The sequence below is a fragment of the Methylomicrobium lacus genome, from assembly GCF_041897535.1.
In the GTDB taxonomy this organism is placed as follows: domain Bacteria; phylum Pseudomonadota; class Gammaproteobacteria; order Methylococcales; family Methylomonadaceae; genus Methylomicrobium; species Methylomicrobium lacus_A.
The window spans coordinates 1,828,650-1,843,350 of record NZ_CP169217.1; the positions used below are offsets into that span (position 1 = coordinate 1,828,650).

Annotated in this window: 18 protein-coding genes; 6 read left to right on the top strand and 12 right to left on the bottom strand. The window is 55.2% G+C overall.

Annotated elements, in window-relative coordinates:
• Positions 1-112: 112 nt before the first annotated feature.
• The 5 genes from hypF (at position 113) to ACEPPP_RS08105 (ending at position 5,602) form a co-directional block, all read left to right on the top strand.
• Entirely contained in the window at positions 113-2,308 is a 2,196-nt protein-coding gene (hypF, locus tag ACEPPP_RS08085) for a carbamoyltransferase HypF (protein WP_374090541.1), read from the top strand.
• 4 nt (positions 2,309-2,312) lie between these two features.
• A complete protein-coding gene (locus tag ACEPPP_RS08090; RefSeq protein ID WP_374090542.1) occupies positions 2,313-2,558 on the top strand; it encodes a HypC/HybG/HupF family hydrogenase formation chaperone in 246 nt (81 codons plus the stop codon).
• Positions 2,555-3,649, top strand: coding sequence for a hydrogenase formation protein HypD (gene hypD / locus ACEPPP_RS08095; protein ID WP_374090543.1), 1,095 nt, complete (start codon positions 2,555-2,557; stop codon positions 3,647-3,649). Before ACEPPP_RS08090 ends, hypD begins: the two co-directional genes overlap by 4 nt.
• The gene (gene hypE, locus ACEPPP_RS08100) at positions 3,642-4,688 is read left to right on the top strand and encodes a hydrogenase expression/formation protein HypE (RefSeq protein WP_374090544.1); all 1,047 of its coding nucleotides are present in this window, start codon (positions 3,642-3,644) and stop codon (positions 4,686-4,688) included. The genes hypD and hypE overlap by 8 nt, the downstream gene beginning before the upstream one ends.
• 92 nt (positions 4,689-4,780) lie before the next feature.
• Positions 4,781-5,602: a CBS domain-containing protein gene (locus tag ACEPPP_RS08105; protein WP_374090545.1), complete on the top strand. Its 822-nt coding sequence runs from the start codon at positions 4,781-4,783 to the stop codon at positions 5,600-5,602.
• A gap of 15 nt (positions 5,603-5,617) precedes the next feature.
• Here the strand turns inward: ACEPPP_RS08105 and ACEPPP_RS08110 are convergent, their stop codons facing one another.
• The 4 genes from ACEPPP_RS08110 to ACEPPP_RS08125 form a co-directional block, all read right to left on the bottom strand.
• Positions 5,618-5,785, bottom strand: coding sequence for an SMI1/KNR4 family protein (locus tag ACEPPP_RS08110; protein ID WP_374090546.1), 168 nt, complete (start codon positions 5,783-5,785; stop codon positions 5,618-5,620).
• A gap of 64 nt (positions 5,786-5,849) precedes the next feature.
• Positions 5,850-6,473, bottom strand: coding sequence for an IS630 family transposase (locus ACEPPP_RS08115; protein ID WP_374090547.1), 624 nt, complete (start codon positions 6,471-6,473; stop codon positions 5,850-5,852).
• Complete coding sequence (locus ACEPPP_RS08120; RefSeq protein ID WP_374090548.1) at positions 6,470-6,763, bottom strand: helix-turn-helix domain-containing protein; 294 nt, start codon at positions 6,761-6,763, stop codon at positions 6,470-6,472. Before ACEPPP_RS08120 ends, ACEPPP_RS08115 begins: the two co-directional genes overlap by 4 nt.
• Positions 6,764-6,825: 62 nt before the next feature.
• Positions 6,826-7,056 (bottom strand): contractile injection system protein, VgrG/Pvc8 family, encoded by a 231-nt coding sequence (locus ACEPPP_RS08125; protein ID WP_374090549.1) that lies wholly within the window; start codon positions 7,054-7,056, stop codon positions 6,826-6,828.
• 317 nt (positions 7,057-7,373) lie between these two features.
• On the opposite strand from ACEPPP_RS08125, the gene ACEPPP_RS08130 reads away from it, so the two are divergent.
• Positions 7,374-7,691 (top strand): hypothetical protein, encoded by a 318-nt coding sequence (locus ACEPPP_RS08130; RefSeq protein ID WP_374090550.1) that lies wholly within the window; start codon positions 7,374-7,376, stop codon positions 7,689-7,691.
• A 65-nt stretch (positions 7,692-7,756) separates the two neighbouring features.
• On the opposite strand, the gene ACEPPP_RS08135 is transcribed toward ACEPPP_RS08130, so the two are convergent.
• The 8 genes from ACEPPP_RS08135 to ACEPPP_RS08170 form a co-directional block, all read right to left on the bottom strand.
• Positions 7,757-8,749, bottom strand: coding sequence for an alpha/beta hydrolase (locus tag ACEPPP_RS08135; RefSeq protein ID WP_374090551.1), 993 nt, complete (start codon positions 8,747-8,749; stop codon positions 7,757-7,759).
• Between the two features lie 137 nt (positions 8,750-8,886).
• Positions 8,887-9,555 carry a 4'-phosphopantetheinyl transferase gene (locus ACEPPP_RS08140; RefSeq protein ID WP_374090552.1) on the bottom strand — a complete coding sequence of 223 codons (669 nt, stop codon included), beginning with the start codon at positions 9,553-9,555 and terminating at the stop codon, positions 8,887-8,889.
• Positions 9,556-9,590: 35 nt separating this feature from the next.
• Positions 9,591-10,823, bottom strand: coding sequence for a hypothetical protein (locus tag ACEPPP_RS08145; RefSeq protein ID WP_374090553.1), 1,233 nt, complete (start codon positions 10,821-10,823; stop codon positions 9,591-9,593).
• Positions 10,824-10,936: 113 nt separating this feature from the next.
• Positions 10,937-11,614, bottom strand: a complete 678-nt coding sequence (locus ACEPPP_RS08150; protein WP_374090554.1) for a hypothetical protein — start codon at positions 11,612-11,614, stop codon at positions 10,937-10,939.
• A complete protein-coding gene (locus tag ACEPPP_RS08155) occupies positions 11,611-12,207 on the bottom strand; it encodes a hypothetical protein (protein WP_374090555.1) in 597 nt (198 codons plus the stop codon). The genes ACEPPP_RS08150 and ACEPPP_RS08155 overlap by 4 nt, the downstream gene beginning before the upstream one ends.
• A 39-nt stretch (positions 12,208-12,246) precedes the next feature.
• Positions 12,247-12,822 carry a hypothetical protein gene (locus tag ACEPPP_RS08160; protein ID WP_374090556.1) on the bottom strand — a complete coding sequence of 192 codons (576 nt, stop codon included), beginning with the start codon at positions 12,820-12,822 and terminating at the stop codon, positions 12,247-12,249.
• 62 nt (positions 12,823-12,884) lie between these two features.
• Positions 12,885-13,850 (bottom strand): hypothetical protein, encoded by a 966-nt coding sequence (locus ACEPPP_RS08165; RefSeq protein WP_374090558.1) that lies wholly within the window; start codon positions 13,848-13,850, stop codon positions 12,885-12,887.
• A gap of 67 nt (positions 13,851-13,917) precedes the next feature.
• Positions 13,918-14,700 (bottom strand): outer membrane lipoprotein-sorting protein, encoded by a 783-nt coding sequence (locus ACEPPP_RS08170; protein WP_374090559.1) that lies wholly within the window; start codon positions 14,698-14,700, stop codon positions 13,918-13,920.
• Position 14,701 lies beyond the last annotated feature (1 nt).

Below are 14,701 nucleotides of genomic sequence, written 5' to 3' on the forward strand. Positions count from 1 at the left end.
ATCCATGATCGCGGTTAAATAGTATTAATATCCGGTTATTAGTTCAACAGGTTTCAAAATTATTACCGAGCATCTCGTCATTACGATTACAGGCTATGTCCAGGGCGTGGGCATGCGGCCGTTTATCGCCCGCCTTGCGGGGCTGTGCAGGCAAAACGGCTGGGTCGCCAATACCGCCGAGGGTCTGACGATTGCGCTTGAAGGCGAGCCCGGCTTGCAGCAACAGTTTCTTGACCGCCTGCAAAGCCAGTTGCCGCCGCTGGCCGGCATCGTGTCACTGACAGTCGAAAAGCAGCCGCCGGCGAATTACCGCGATTTTCAGATCAAAGCGAGCCGCGACAAAGGCAGCACATCGGCCTACGTATTGCCCGACATCGCGGTCTGCGCGGATTGCATCAACGATATATTCAATCCCGACAGCCGCTTTTACCGCTATCCCTTCACCAGCTGCACGAACTGCGGCCCGCGTTACAGCATCATGCAGAGCCTGCCTTACGACCGGGAGCGCACTACGATGACCGGCTTCGCCCTATGCGCGGACTGCGAACGGGATTATCGCTCTGCCGACAACCGGCGCTTCCACGCGCAAACGCTCGCCTGCCCAAACTGCGGGCCTGTCTTGAGCTTGCTCGATGCGGCCGGCAAGCGCTTGGCCGAACGAGATGGCGCCTTGCTCGCCGCAAGCGATTACTTACGGGAGGGAAAGATCATCGCAGTCAAGGGCATCGGCGGCTTTCAGCTCTGGGTCGGTGCGGCCAACCAGGCGGCGATCGAGCGCCTGCGCTTTAGAAAACACCGCCCGCAAAAACCGTTTGCGCTGATGGCGGCCGATTTGGCGGCCGCCCAGGAACTGTGTTCAGTCAACGATCTCGAACGACAAACGTTGACCTCGCCCGCCGCGCCGATCGTGCTATTGAGAAGACGGGAAAGCGCTAAGGTTGCCGATGCGGTCGCTCCCGACACCGACCTGCTCGGGGTGATGCTGGCCTATGCGCCTCTGCATCATTTGCTGCTGCGCGAATTCGGCGCGGCGGTCGTCGCGACCAGCGGCAACCGCCAGAACGAACCGATCTGCATCGACAACGACCAGGCCCTGGACCGGCTTGCGGACATTGCCGATGTTTTTCTGACCCATAATAGGCCTATCCAGCGCCCCCTGGACGATTCTATCGTCCGGCTGATCGGCGGCAAGATGACCCTGTTGCGCCGCGCCCGAGGTTACGCTCCCCTGCCCGTACTGCTGAAAACGGCGCTGCCCGATGCGCTGGCGGTCGGCGGCCATCTAAAAAATACGGTCGCCGTCTGCCATGACCGGCAAATGATTCTGAGCCCGCATATCGGCGATCTCGATTGCGCGGCTTCGCGGCAGCAATTCGAGGCCGCCTTGACCGATCTTCGGCAGTTTTACCGGATCAAGCCGGAAAGATGGATGCGCGATCTGCACGACGGCTACGGCAGCAGCCAGTTTGCGATGCGGGAATGGCAGACGGCAAGCGGAAAAGTGCAGCATCACTACGCGCACATCCTGGCCTGCATGGCCGAACACGGCCTGGAGCCGCCCTTGCTCGGCGTAGCCTGGGACGGCAACGGCCTCGGCGACGACGGCGCCTTGTGGGGCGGCGAGTTCCTCAAGATTCACGGCCACGGTTTCGAGCGTTATGTGCATCTTCGGCCGTTTTCGCTGCCCGGCGGCGGCAAGGCGATCGAGGAGCCGAGGCGCGCTGCGCTGGGCCTGCTGCACGAGATGTATAAGGAGCCCGTGTTCGATCTGAACTTCCTGCCTTTTTCCGAATCGGAATTACAGCTTCTGCGCCCCGTGCTGGCGAAACAAATCAACTGTCCGCGCACCACCAGCGCGGGCCGCCTGTTCGATGCGGTCGCGAGTCTCTTGGGGCTTTGCCAGATCAATCAATACGAGGGTCAGGCGGCAATGGCACTGGAAAATTGCGCGTCAAGAAATGACTGCGAGGCCGCTTATCCCTTCCGAATCATCGACAGCAAACCAATGATCATCGACTGGCAAGACGCGATCGAAGCACTTTTAGCCGACATACCGAACCGTGATGCTGAATTGATCGCCAAAAAATTCCATAATACGCTGGCGGAGATGATATTGGCTATCGCGAAACGCGCCGGCGAACCAACCATCGTCCTCAGCGGCGGCTGTTTCCAGAATGCCTGCCTGGTGGAAGCCACTGTCGAGAGATTAGAAACCGCCGGCTTCAAGGTGTTCCGGCATCAAAACATCCCCCCAAACGACGGCGGCCTGGCGCTCGGGCAGCTGTATGCGACAAAATACATCGGATAAATCTATGTGCCTAGCCGTTCCCGGACGCATCATCAGTGTTTCAAACGCAAGCGATCCCTTGGCGCGTACCGGCCGGATCGATTTTGCCGGCGTTAGCCGGGAGATCAGCCTGGCCTATGTGCCGGAAGCGAAGGTCGACGACTACGTAATCGTGCATGCGGGCTTCGCGCTCTCGGTGCTGGATGAAGAGGACGCCCTGGCCAGTCTACAGGCCTTCAGGGAGCTGGACGCGGCGGGTGAAGACCGATGAAATATCTGCAAGAATACCGCGACCCCGTAACCGCCAAAAAACTGGTCGCGGCGATCAAGACGGCCGCGACTCGGCCCTGGAAGATCATGGAGGTCTGCGGCGGCCAGACCCATAGCGCGCTGAAGTACGGCATCGACCAGTTGCTGGACGGCGCGATCGAATTGATCCACGGCCCCGGCTGCCCGGTCTGCGTGACCCCTATCGAATACATCGACAAGGCGCTGGTGGTTGCCGAAATGCCGGGGGTGATATTCTGCTCGTTCGGCGACATGCTGCGCGTGCCCGGTTCAAAAAGAGATCTGCTGGGGCTGAAGGCGCAAGGGGCCGATATACGGATCGTCTACTCGCCGCTGGATGCGCTGACCCTGGCGCAACAAAACCCGAACAGGCAGGTGGTATTTTTCGGCGTGGGTTTTGAAACCACCGCCCCGGTTACCGCGTTGGCGGCCTATCAGGCCAGACAATTAGCCCTCGAAAACTTCACGCTGCTGATCTGTCATGTGCGCGTGCCGCCGGTGATCGAAGCGCTGCTGAACTCGCCCAGCAACAAGGTACAGGGCTTTCTCGGCGCCGGGCATGTGTGCTCGATCATGGGCTACCACGAATATCTGCCGATTGCCGCGCGCTACCGGATTCCTATCGTGATCACCGGTTTCGAGCCGGTCGATCTGCTGCAAGGGCTGCATATGACCGTCAAACAACTCGAAGAAGGCCGCTTTGAAGTCGAAAACGAATACAGCCGGGTCGTGAAAGCACAAGGTAACCTGTCTGCTCAAGCCTTGCTATTGAAGGTATTCGATACGGTCGACCGAAGCTGGCGCGGACTGGGCCCGATTGCCGGCAGCGGCCTGGCGCTGAATGCCGACTACGACGACTGGAACGCCGAACGGCGCTTTCCGGTGACGAATATACCCCCCCAGGAATCGCCACGCTGCCGCAGCGGAGACGTGTTGCAAGGCCTGATCAAGCCAACCGAATGCCCCGAGTTCGGCGTCCGCTGCACACCCGAAAAGCCTCTGGGGGCGACCATGGTTTCGTCCGAAGGCGCCTGCGCCGCCTATTTCCATTACCGCATCCATCCCCATGTCTGACCTGGAACTCAACTGCCCCTTGCCGCTGCAATACGACCGGATCGTGATGGCGCACGGCGGAGGCGGCCGCCTGATGCAGCAACTGCTGGACAACCTGATCCAGCCGGCGTTCGGCAATCCGCTGCTGAACCAGAAACACGACAGCGCGGTATTCGAAGTCAACGGCTCGCGGCTCGCCTTCACGACCGATTCCTATGTCGTGAAGCCTTTGTTTTTCCCTGGCGGCGACATCGGCAAGCTGGCCGTCTGCGGCACCTTGAACGACCTGGCGATGAGCGGCGCGAAGCCTTTGTATTTGACCTGCGCGCTGATCATCGAAGAAGGCTTCCCGATCGCAGACCTCGAGCGTATCGTGCAATCGATGCAGCACACGGCCGAAGCCGCGGGTGTGTTGATCGTGACCGGCGACACCAAGGTCGTCGACAAGGGCAAGGGCGACGGGGTCTTCATCAATACCGCAGGCATCGGCCTGATCGACGCCGGCATCGAGAGCAATCCCGGCCGAATTAAAGGGGGCGACAGCATCCTCCTGAACGGCGACCTCGGCCGGCACGGCATCGCGGTGATGCTGGAACGCGAAGGCTTGAACTTCGCGCACGAGATCGAAAGCGATTGCGCCGACCTTTCAGGGCTGGTCGGAGAATTGCTCGCGGCCGGGATCGAAATCCATTGCATGCGCGACCTGACCCGCGGCGGCCTGGCGGCCGCGTTGATCGAGCTGGCCGCGACGGCGCGGCAGCACATCGAAATTAGGGAAGCCTCGCTGCCGGTTGACAGTAACGTCAAAAGCGCCTGCGAGATACTGGGTTTCGATCCGGTCTATATCGCCAACGAAGGCGCGTTTATTTTATTCGTTCCCGAAGAACAGACCGAACAGGCCTTGTCGGTTTTGCGAGGGCATCCGCTCGGCCGGCAGGCTAGCCGGATAGGCCAAGTTACCGGGCCGCATCCCCGCGGCACGGTCACGCTCGAAAACGTCATGGGCGTCAGCCGGGTTCTGGATTTATTCAGCGGCGAGCAACTGCCCCGGATTTGTTGAATATTGAGATTATTTATTACTCATTTCTGGATCTTTTCTGGCAATGCGCTTTCCAATGGTCATCCGTTATCTCAAACCGTTGGGAGACAGCCATGAACATTTTCAATGATGCTATCGAAACGCATATTCAATGGAACATGCGGCTAAAACGCCACATAGAAGAAGGGATTATCCAGGACCTTAAAAAGGTGGCGGATTGCCATGTTTGCGAACTCGGGCACTGGATTTATGGCGATGGCGTTCAATATAACTATTTGCCTTCCTTTGAATCGATGTGTACCGCACATGAACACTTCCACCGCATTGCGGCGGAAGTGGTTTATCACAGCAACGCAAATAACAAAGAGAAAGCCAGATCATTACTGGCGGCCGATGGGGCTTTTTCTCAGAGCTCTTCCAAACTGATTAAGGCGCTGATGAACTGCAGCAAAGATCTTTCCGATTCCGTAGTCGATGGAATAAGAAACAGGCGTAAAGTCAAGGACATATTACAAGCCAAGGAAAACAACCAGGTATTCTCAATTGAAGATCGCTCACCTGTTTTAAATGCCATAAAGATCATGGCTGATCATCATATCGGAGCGGTAGCCGTCACCAACAAGGGCTTTTTTCTCGGTATTTTTACCGAGCGGGGTTATTTGCAGCATCTCATGTATAGAGGCGCGCCCAGCCTGGAAGCCCCTGTTTCCGAGATGCTTGATATCAATACCCTATGTGTCGATCCGGATGATTCTGTGGAGCAGTGCATGATATTGATGACTTCCACGCATACGCGCCACTTACCTGTCATGGACCATGGCAAATTGATTGGCATGATCAGTATCGGCGATGTCATAAAACAGGTTGTGTCGGAGGACAGTAATACAATCTCGCAGTTAGATGATTATGTCCATAATCGTTATGGCGTTCAGTAGCAGAGCACAATATGTTCACCTGGTGTCTGCATGAAACTGTGATAACTTTAGTATAGGTTCACCACCGTCAAACATCAACAAAAAGTATTTATAAACTTCGGGCAGATGAAAACCAAAACGGTTTTCTAATCTTTTGATAACTAAAACATCGGATTTTTTTGCTGACTTAATTATTTCGGTCATCTTACCCCACCCTATGGCAGCAGAAGCGCCACCTGCATGCTGTGTTACCTCGCGCAATAAGTACCTATGCAAAATTAATCCGGTATTTGCCGCCCAAATTTTCGAAAATTTCGCCTAACGCAGAGCGCATCGTTTCAAAACAATGGTAGGCGGCCCAGGGCAACCACTCGTATTTGATTTTCTTCCATAGTATCTCGATTGGATTCAGTTCAGGCGAATAAGTCGTGAGGAACCAGGTCCAAACACGAAACCCCAACCACCCCCAGCTGGCCTCCTCCACAGCTTTGCGATGCACCGAAGCGTTGTCCATGACGACGATGGTCAACTTTTCAGGGCTGCGCAAGCGAACGAAAACGTTCATCGCCTCCATGATCTCCTTGTGTGTGACCGAGCCGTCCACCGTGTGGAAATAGGCTTCATTGTTCCGGTTCAGGAAACCGGTGACATTTGTGCCGCCCGACACATTGGCGGGTAGGTGCAAGGTTTCGCCCTTGGGTTGCCAGGCGTAAGGCACGCAGGAACGGGAGCTAAAACCGCTTTCATCAAGGTAGAACACATCAAGATCACCCGCCGCTTCGTACTCATGGAAGGCAGTCAATATCCGCTTTCCTTCCAAAAACTCCGTTTCGTCGCGCTTTTCCTTTAGGCTGCGGCGGCAGCGCTTCCACCTCCAGCCTTTTTCTTTCAACCAGCGTCGAACCGTGTCCTTTGAGAGGGTACACGCCGTCCCCTTGCGGGTCGCCCTGGGTGGTCTTGGTCACGATGACCTAGCAAACCCTGCGACTCCCATCCCCTCAACCATCCCGGCACCGTATCCCGATCTACAGCGAATATGTCCGACAACTGGGCTAAACTGTAGTGCTTACCACTCAATAGAACCGCATGCGCCCGCTGCCGGAAACGCGGCCACGGTGCGTAGCGGGAAGCATCCAGCGGCGTGCGCCTTTCCGCTTCGCTCAATCCCTTCACAAACTTCATTTGCCCCTCGAAAACCAGCTATCATACAGGCTCATTTTACCTGGCTTTTTATGCATGCCTACTTAGCTGCGGGGGGTGTAAACTCGCGAGGTTCTTATGATAAAGTCATGAAAACCGTTCAACTCGAAGACTTGTTTGATGATGTCCGGGACGTTCATGTCCTGGAAAATCCGGCAGTTGCTGGTGCGGGTCAAAAACCACAGCCCGGGGCGCAGCACGGCACGGTAGCACAACAGGCCGTCTTCCGCGCTACCCTGATGCTTGAACTCGGTGACCAAGCCGTGAAGGAACAATGCAAAACTATCAAAATGCAGAAAATGCGAGGGAAACGCTGAATGACTTAATTCCGCACAGGGTCCGGCTGTTTGACAGGATCACGGCGCGCCACAAGAATTATCAACAACTTAGATCAATATTATTAAGAAAAAAATAAGAAAGCTTGCCATCTACATGAAAATCATCCTCTAACAGGCAACTCTTTCCGCCAATTGTGATATATTTGGCATTTGCCGTAAGGCAGCGTAGTTTTAGGATTTTTCCACGGCATTTCTTGTTGGTCCGGCGGAAACTCATTTGGTCGAACGTTAATTCTAATCTTGGGAGATATGATATGAAACTGATTAAAACCGCCATCATAGCATTGACATTGACTGTGTCGGCGCCCGTTTTTGCCGACAACCCGCCCACCGTCCACAAAGCCGACGGCGTGGATATTTTGTACGATGTCGCCTTGCGCCCGGCCGGTTTCGTGGCGACTATCCTGGGCAGCGCCCTTTATGTCGCATTGAGCCCCGCCACCGCGATCACCTCACTCCAGCCGCCTCACGACACCTTCAAGACGTTTGCCGACTTCATCATTGTGAATCCTTACAAATTCACCTTTACCCGTCCGACAGGCGATTATAATTTTCCGCAAACTGAAAAATAATCCCCTGTTGCCTCATTCCCACGCCGCGGCGCGGGCATGAGGCAAATGTCCCTCCGCCGCGTCCGTTAAGCCGGACGTTTCAAGCGGATCGAACCCGCTACCACCTCGCGGGTCGGAAACAGGTGCCGATCCAGGTCCCCTTTCAGCAACTCGAACAGATCGCGGGTAAACACCCGGTTTCCGATATGCCAGGAGTGATCGAAACTGCCGATTCGCGCTTGTTGGTCGAAGGCCTGCAACGCCGCATCCGCATTCAGCACCGTAAAATAATCGGTGCAGTCGACGTTGACTGCTTTGCCCGGAATGTTTTCGGGCAGTCCGACGCGGCCTACCCGTGGCGATATGCCCACCCTTTTCGCATTGGATAACTTTAGGACCGAGTCGGCGCCATTCGAGTAATTGGTAAAGCGGGTACAATGGCGATAGATCGCCTCGGTCGAAGCATTGCCTTCCGCGAGCGAGGCAGACGAAATATCCCCGGCGATGAAGGCGATCTGGCTGACCATCCAACTCGCCTGCGTCATATGCACGTCATCCGCATCGTCGAACGCTTCGCGTATCACGTAGGCGCCGGTGGAATGCCCCAGTAAATGGATATTGATCGCGCAACCCGGCCCTTGCTCCTTGGCCAGCAGCCGAATCCCATCCGTGACCAGTTGCATGGCGGTCCTTTTCGCATCATGGCGGTCTTCCAAGTAGTTTAAGGCACTGGCTGCGCTCGGCCAGTCGAAAGACATCACCGCCCCCTTGTAACCCGCCGCATGCAGATCCGCCTTTAATTGCCGATGTCTTTTCATCACCACGGCCTGATCGTTGTTGTAGCCGTGGATAAAAACCAGGATGTCGCCGCGTTCCTTTCCGGGATCGCGCGAGTCATCGCCCCAAACGGCGGCCTGGCGTAGCGCCTTGACCCATTCCGCCACGCCTCTCTTATGTTCCGGCAAGGGCACGGCCGAATCCTGCGGCACCAAGAGATAATGGCTCTTGCCCGGCTCCGAGTTGAAACTGCCGTTTCTGACCGCGCGGGCACTCATAATGAAATCTTCGTTCATCATCATTTCCTCCTCATCAATAAAGGGTGTGATATGAAGCTCATACCGTCGAAAATCATAGAGACAAACTTTACCGCATTTTGTTTTATCGGCCGCCGTTCGGAGGACCTGCCATCAACAATGCCGGCAATCCGCAAAATTGGCTAAACCCAATTCGGCCACCATGCCACGGTGATCACATAATCGGAACAAAAGCCGATTCGCCCCTGGATCGGAAGGCCTGTTCCGTCGCCAAGCCGCGCCGTGCTGAATGAACTCAAGCGGGCATCGATACAGATGTCGATGGTTTCCAGCGTCAGGCTTTCATGACAGGCGCTATAAAAACATTTGAAAACGCTTTCCTTTGCCGAAAATAACGCATAACACAAGGTGTCTGCGACCGCTTGCGGGTAATTGCGGAACTTCCGTTTTTCCGCCGCCGTCGTTATCGCGTCAAAAACCTCGGACGAAAACGGCCCTCGCCGATATTCCGCATCCACGCCGATGCCCTTGGTTACATCAGCATGAGCGACCCAGGCCGCCGTCAATCCTCGGGTGTGGCTGATGCTGCCAACGACGTCGCCGGGCCAGACCGGAGCGCCGTTTTGATCACTAAGAATCGCGGCAGGCGCAACGCCAAGATTCGCCAGAGCCAAGCGTGCGCAATAACGCCCCGTTGCAAATTCTTGCCGCCGCTTCTCGCTTGCTCCCTGAATGAGCCGGAGTTCCTCGGGGAACAATGTGGATTCCTGCGCTTCAACTGAATGACTGGCAAAACCGAATCTGGACCCGGAAACGCCGTCGGCGCTGTGTGCCGTGAAAGTCTTTGTCATACCGTACAGCCGATGCCGTCCCTATCGGGCCGCATTCAAAAGAACCACGCCACGCTGACTTGCACATAATCGTCCTGGCGCAACCCGTATAATGCGACATCGGTAAAACGGGAAGACGGTACGTTCTCGAAGAAGCGCCCTTCCACCTCGATTTTCCAGTTATCGCCCAAACGCCGGCTCGCTTCCACATTGAGCAGCGTCGCCTGGGTTTTCTGGTCGATCACCCCGCCGATCAGCAACTCGGTGCTCTGCTCGTCATTGAAATTAAGCCGTGTGCCGACGAAAACATCATGGTCGAAAGGCGTCGGCGGAGCGGACCGATCGCGTCCGTCATACAGATATTCCGCGAGGACGCCCACATCCACGCTGCTTTCCAGCACGCCGTAAAAGGTGTATTCGAGGCCGGCAACCGCCGCCGCGAACCGTTGGCCTTGCCCGCCGCGGGTCATCGCTTCCAGCTTGAACAACCAGTTACCGACGGCGCCCTGCACATCCAAGCTGGTCTGATTGATGATGTCATAGTATGGAACGACCCGATCGGGCGGGAACCCCTGCCCCCTAGGAAACTGGGGTACTAGCCGGGGTTCCCGGCCGGTTCCCCAGAAATGCGCAACGCCCACGTCCCAGTCGCCGAACGTGCGGTTCCAACGCCCGGCGAAGTCCACATGCCATTGTTCCAGCGACGACTCGTATACCGAATGCTTATCGTCTACCGGCAGTTGAAAGCGCAGCCGGTCGCGGTCGCCGATGAAGGTCCGCTCGCGAAAGCCCGGCAACATGAACAGGCTCAGATTGCCGAAATCGCCGGAAAAATTCAAATTGGCCATCGGCTGACCAAGTTTGTCCTCTTCGTCGATGTTCTCCACCAAATCGGTCTGATTGACGATGTCGATCAGATGCCTCGATTCCGCGACGCCCCAGAATACCTTGCCCAAGCCGAAGCGAAAATCCCAGTTGGAGCCCTGGTGAAAAATGTTGAACTCGCGCACGTCAAAATGGCTGCGGCTGGATTGATTCGCATCGAGGCGAAGAAACGGAATCGCGGTAAAACGATCCCGCCCCTCGTTGAACTCCTGGCGAAACTCCGGCTGAGCTACGCCTGAGGGCGACCAGACACTGCCGCGTTGTTCGGGAAAACCGGAGCTTTCGGTGAAGAATCGCGTCTCCGCGGCAATGAAGCCGGAAAACTCCCCCGCCGAAGCGTTGGAAACCACCAGCAAGGCCGCGAGCGGCCAGAGAATGCACACTACAGCACCGTTAGCAAACATGGGTAAACCTAGTCCTTAGTGAGTTCACACCTGCTCAAAATCATTTTGAACGGGCGATTGTCCCAACAAAAAGATTACTATGCAGTACCGCCTTTCTCTAACTGCTCTCATTGTTATTTGCCTTTTAGGATGGGCGTAGGAGTAATGATCGTTCCGCTGAGTTCGCCGCTGAAGGGACCGAAAAATTGCACGGAAGGATCAATGACCCAGAGATTGGCGGCCCCCGTAATCCTCCATGTACCCGTTGCTTTAGCAAATCTGCCGGTACCCCCGGTAAATTCGCCTTCTTCATCGGTATGAACGGTCAATGTCTCGAAATCAAGGCAAGCCGAACGTGTCAGCGCATTGAGGTATAAAAGATCCCCATTAGGGAAACGATGGATAGAACGCACTGTTCCCAACGTAAATTCGGCATCGGTGCCTTCTTTGCAATTCCCGGTCGGCGTTGAAACCGGAATATCCTCGACAAAGGCTTGCGCGGTAACATGCCCAAACTTACGACTGGCGACCGCGAAGTTCCCCAAAATCCCATTTGCACCGTCCTCCGGATTTACCGCATTGATTTCGCTGCTGATAACGGTTCCGGAAATAGTACCGTTATAGGGTGTTGTATAAATCTCATGCTCGGTTTCAGCAAAAGCCGCTTCCCCGACCGACATTACCAGCGCCAAGATTACGAATGGCATGATATTTTTGATGGTCATATTGATTTTTTCCTTTTCGACAAAAAGCTCGATAATGTAAGATTGCTGAGCGAGGGAATGAATGCTTCGCTCAGCTGACTTTGTCATTTCTTTATGTGGAGAGGATTGGACGTAATAATCGTCCCCTTGAGTTGACCCGTATAGGAGGCAAAAAAATGTCCGGATGGATCGGTCGTCCAAAGATTGATTTTGTCGGTGATATCCCAGATACCGCTTGCCTCACTAAATTGTCCGGTGCCACCGGTAAATTCACCAGATTCATGAGCAACCGCAGTACCTGTGTCTAAATCCACACAGGCTGTCCGAGTATGCCCTTTGAGAAACAATTGGTCTCCATTCGAAAAGCGGTGGGCGGCATCAATAGCTCCCAAGGCTAACTCAAAATCCGTCTCGGGAGGACAAGTGCCGGATGGAATCGCCGCCGGGACATCCTCGACCAGAGCCTGCCCGGTCACCTGGCCGAACTTTTGGGTCGTAATGGCAAATGTTCCCAGAACACCATCCACTCCGTCTCCCGAATTCACCGCGTCGATCGGTGCGCTAGTGGCCGTGCCGGAAATAATTCCGTTATAGGGCGTTTCAAAATGACCCGGACGGTTTTCACCGGCATCCGCGTTTATCACCATTCCGACCATCATGATCCCCAAGACTATCTTCGTTCTTACTGATTTGATATTCATTGTTCAATTCTCTGTGATTAAATGTAAAAATCGTGCCCATTAATGCTTTTCTGGAAGGCTGATACGACCATCGAGCACGATGCGCGCATCGCCGGCGCCGGGGCTCAAAAGGCCGCTGCCTGATCCGCCGCCCTTCGCCCCGATGAAGCGCCCGGTTCCGCCGCTGATGCTCCATGCTGCATCGAGCAGCAACTGATCATCCTGAAGCGTGGTCGGCGTTGGCACGACCCGGCCGCCATAGTACCCTCGGAGCGTTGACCCGTCCGCCGCAGTGAACACGAAACGCCCGTCGCGAAAAGTCAACGGGTCCGTCGAAGGGGTAAGGCAAGAGGTTTGGTAGACTTTAAACTTGCCGATCTGGGTTCCCAGACCATCCCCCTCATTGACCTGAACGATATCAGGGCACCGCTTGGGATCCACTTTGACGGATAAGGCCGTGGTAAAAACAGCCTTGAACGGCAACCCGGCTTTGGATGGTTCAATGTCGCCGTAACTGTCCTCTCCATAGGCCTGAGGGGCAGCCGCCAGAAACAATCCTGACAAAACTGTTGAAAGCATCAGGTGCCGCGTTCCTTGTTGCATACGGCCCAGTTGTTTAGTGAAGATTCTGTTCATTTTTTTCCTCGTGAGGTTGGTTAAAATTGCGTAACAATGGGAGTAAACGTCCATCCCGGACATCAGTTGTGATGGCATGACATACAGGCGTATTCGGTTTGGAACATGACCGGATGGCTAGGACGACCGCTGGGACCCGGCGCCTCGTTGAACAAGGCGACGTTAGCCTCGGCGTCTACAATCCGCTGCTCCAGCTCATCCTTGTACAACCAACTATCGTAGGTCTTGGAAAGTCTGGCATTGGCGTAAATCTTCTGAGCCGTATGCCAATCGCCTGCTTTGGCCAGCATATCGCCCATGTTGAAGAAGAAGCCTTCGAAGTTATGAGGAGCGATATCACCGTTCCAGCAGACGCGCTTATCGCCGACCGTCGTCTCTAAATTCATGTAGGGCGTCATGTCGGGATTTTTCCGGTCGAACTTCTCCCCCACGCATACGTCGAGGGTTTTCCACTGCCATTCGAGTGCCCTCTTGAAACGATCGGAGTTCGCCGGCAGGACACTTTCCACTAGCCCCGCCGTAACCAAGTTGAACTCAGGGAAAGCCGCGATAGACTTGCGCAAGGTGACATAACCCTTGTGCACCAGTTTTTCATCGCGATGGATGTCGCCTTCCGCCAGGGTCATGCCGCCCAGAAAGCCCAGGTAGCGCTTGTCATCCGGATTCAAACGCACGGCTTGCTGGAAATAGCTTTGCGCGACGACCGCATCTTCGATGATCGTGGGCGGGAATTGCTCCTGCCGCCATCTTTCGGTCAAATGCCAGACCTTCATGAAGCCGACATGGGCCGTGGTGACCGAATCGTTCGGATACTGCAAATGAATGCCGGTCAGCGCATTGATCACGTCAGGGATTAGCTCATACTTACCGTTATGAAAAACATCCCAAAAAAAGCCGTCTACCTGAAGCGCCGCCTCGGAACGGGCCTCCGCAGAAGGCTCCTTTTTGGCATTGCCTTGCGCCTCAACCCCCAAAGGCGCCAAGGTGAATAGCATCAGCAAAAGTTTGCAGGTTTTGTTTTTAGTCATGTGGGTTCTCCCGATGTTTTGGAAAATAATCTTCTAGGTGGTAATGTCGTGTTCCTGATGCCAAGACTCAACGGATGTTTTTCAAGGCGCCTTCGGTGAAATCTTGCGCGCTCAGAGCGGCCCCGAACTGGTAGGCACTCCGGACCAAGCGCGTGGTCTTGCCGGTTTGGAGGTTTTCCATCAGCAAGTCATGTGAGCGCCAGAATTTATCCTGGTATTGCCGGTAATCATTCAGCGCCAGGGTTTTCAGCAGCGCATCCTTGCGGTCGTAAAACTCAATCTTGCGCGCCTGGTAAATCGCCTTGTCGACCCACCAAACCTGGCGGGTATAGCCTGAATATTCATACGCCGGATGTAACTCGAGGACAGCACAGTCATGGCCATCCACCGCTTCGTCGCGCAGATATTTGTAGGTGTATTTGCTCAGTTCCCAGGAAGCGATGTCTTCGAAAGCAAACTCGCTGCCGACGAAAGGACCAGTCTTGTTTACGGAAGAGATACGCTTGACACGCTTCAGCGAAGGCAGAAAAATCCATTGGTCATCCGGCTGCACACCATGGGAATAGGTCAGCACGGCGGTGCCGCGGACATCGGGCGGATTGTCGAACAAGCCGACGTCCTTGTCGCCATCGTTGCTGACCTCCAGGGTTTTCAGGATGAAGTGGCGCTTACTCTCCTCGCCCTGGCGGTTCTTCAGGGTCATGTCGGCCTCGTGCAGACTGTTCACGAAACCTTCGTTGCGGCGATCTATCTCACGCGCTATCTCCAGGCCGCGCTCCTCTGCAGTCTGAGCCAACGCATTGAATGAAAGGACGCACAAGAGTATTGCAAAAACATGGCGGGTAGTCATA

Coding starts and splice junctions, on each gene's coding strand:
- hypE (WP_374090544.1), top strand. CDS start 3,642: ATGTCTGACCTGGAACTCAACTGCCCCTTGCCGCTGCAATACGACCGG.
- ACEPPP_RS08165 (WP_374090558.1), bottom strand. CDS start 13,850: ATGACTAAAAACAAAACCTGCAAACTTTTGCTGATGCTATTCACCTTG.
- ACEPPP_RS08105 (WP_374090545.1), top strand. CDS start 4,781: ATGAACATTTTCAATGATGCTATCGAAACGCATATTCAATGGAACATG.
- ACEPPP_RS08140 (WP_374090552.1), bottom strand. CDS start 9,555: ATGACAAAGACTTTCACGGCACACAGCGCCGACGGCGTTTCCGGGTCC.
- hypF (WP_374090541.1), top strand. CDS start 113: ATGCGGCCGTTTATCGCCCGCCTTGCGGGGCTGTGCAGGCAAAACGGC.
- ACEPPP_RS08160 (WP_374090556.1), bottom strand. CDS start 12,822: ATGAACAGAATCTTCACTAAACAACTGGGCCGTATGCAACAAGGAACG.
- ACEPPP_RS08155 (WP_374090555.1), bottom strand. CDS start 12,207: ATGAATATCAAATCAGTAAGAACGAAGATAGTCTTGGGGATCATGATG.
- ACEPPP_RS08130 (WP_374090550.1), top strand. CDS start 7,374: ATGAAACTGATTAAAACCGCCATCATAGCATTGACATTGACTGTGTCG.
- ACEPPP_RS08150 (WP_374090554.1), bottom strand. CDS start 11,614: ATGACAAAGTCAGCTGAGCGAAGCATTCATTCCCTCGCTCAGCAATCT.
- ACEPPP_RS08145 (WP_374090553.1), bottom strand. CDS start 10,823: ATGTTTGCTAACGGTGCTGTAGTGTGCATTCTCTGGCCGCTCGCGGCC.
- ACEPPP_RS08135 (WP_374090551.1), bottom strand. CDS start 8,749: ATGATGATGAACGAAGATTTCATTATGAGTGCCCGCGCGGTCAGAAAC.
- ACEPPP_RS08090 (WP_374090542.1), top strand. CDS start 2,313: ATGTGCCTAGCCGTTCCCGGACGCATCATCAGTGTTTCAAACGCAAGC.
- ACEPPP_RS08110 (WP_374090546.1), bottom strand. CDS start 5,785: ATGACCGAAATAATTAAGTCAGCAAAAAAATCCGATGTTTTAGTTATC.
- ACEPPP_RS08170 (WP_374090559.1), bottom strand. CDS start 14,700: ATGACTACCCGCCATGTTTTTGCAATACTCTTGTGCGTCCTTTCATTC.
- ACEPPP_RS08120 (WP_374090548.1), bottom strand. CDS start 6,763: ATGAAGTTTGTGAAGGGATTGAGCGAAGCGGAAAGGCGCACGCCGCTG.
- hypD (WP_374090543.1), top strand. CDS start 2,555: ATGAAATATCTGCAAGAATACCGCGACCCCGTAACCGCCAAAAAACTG.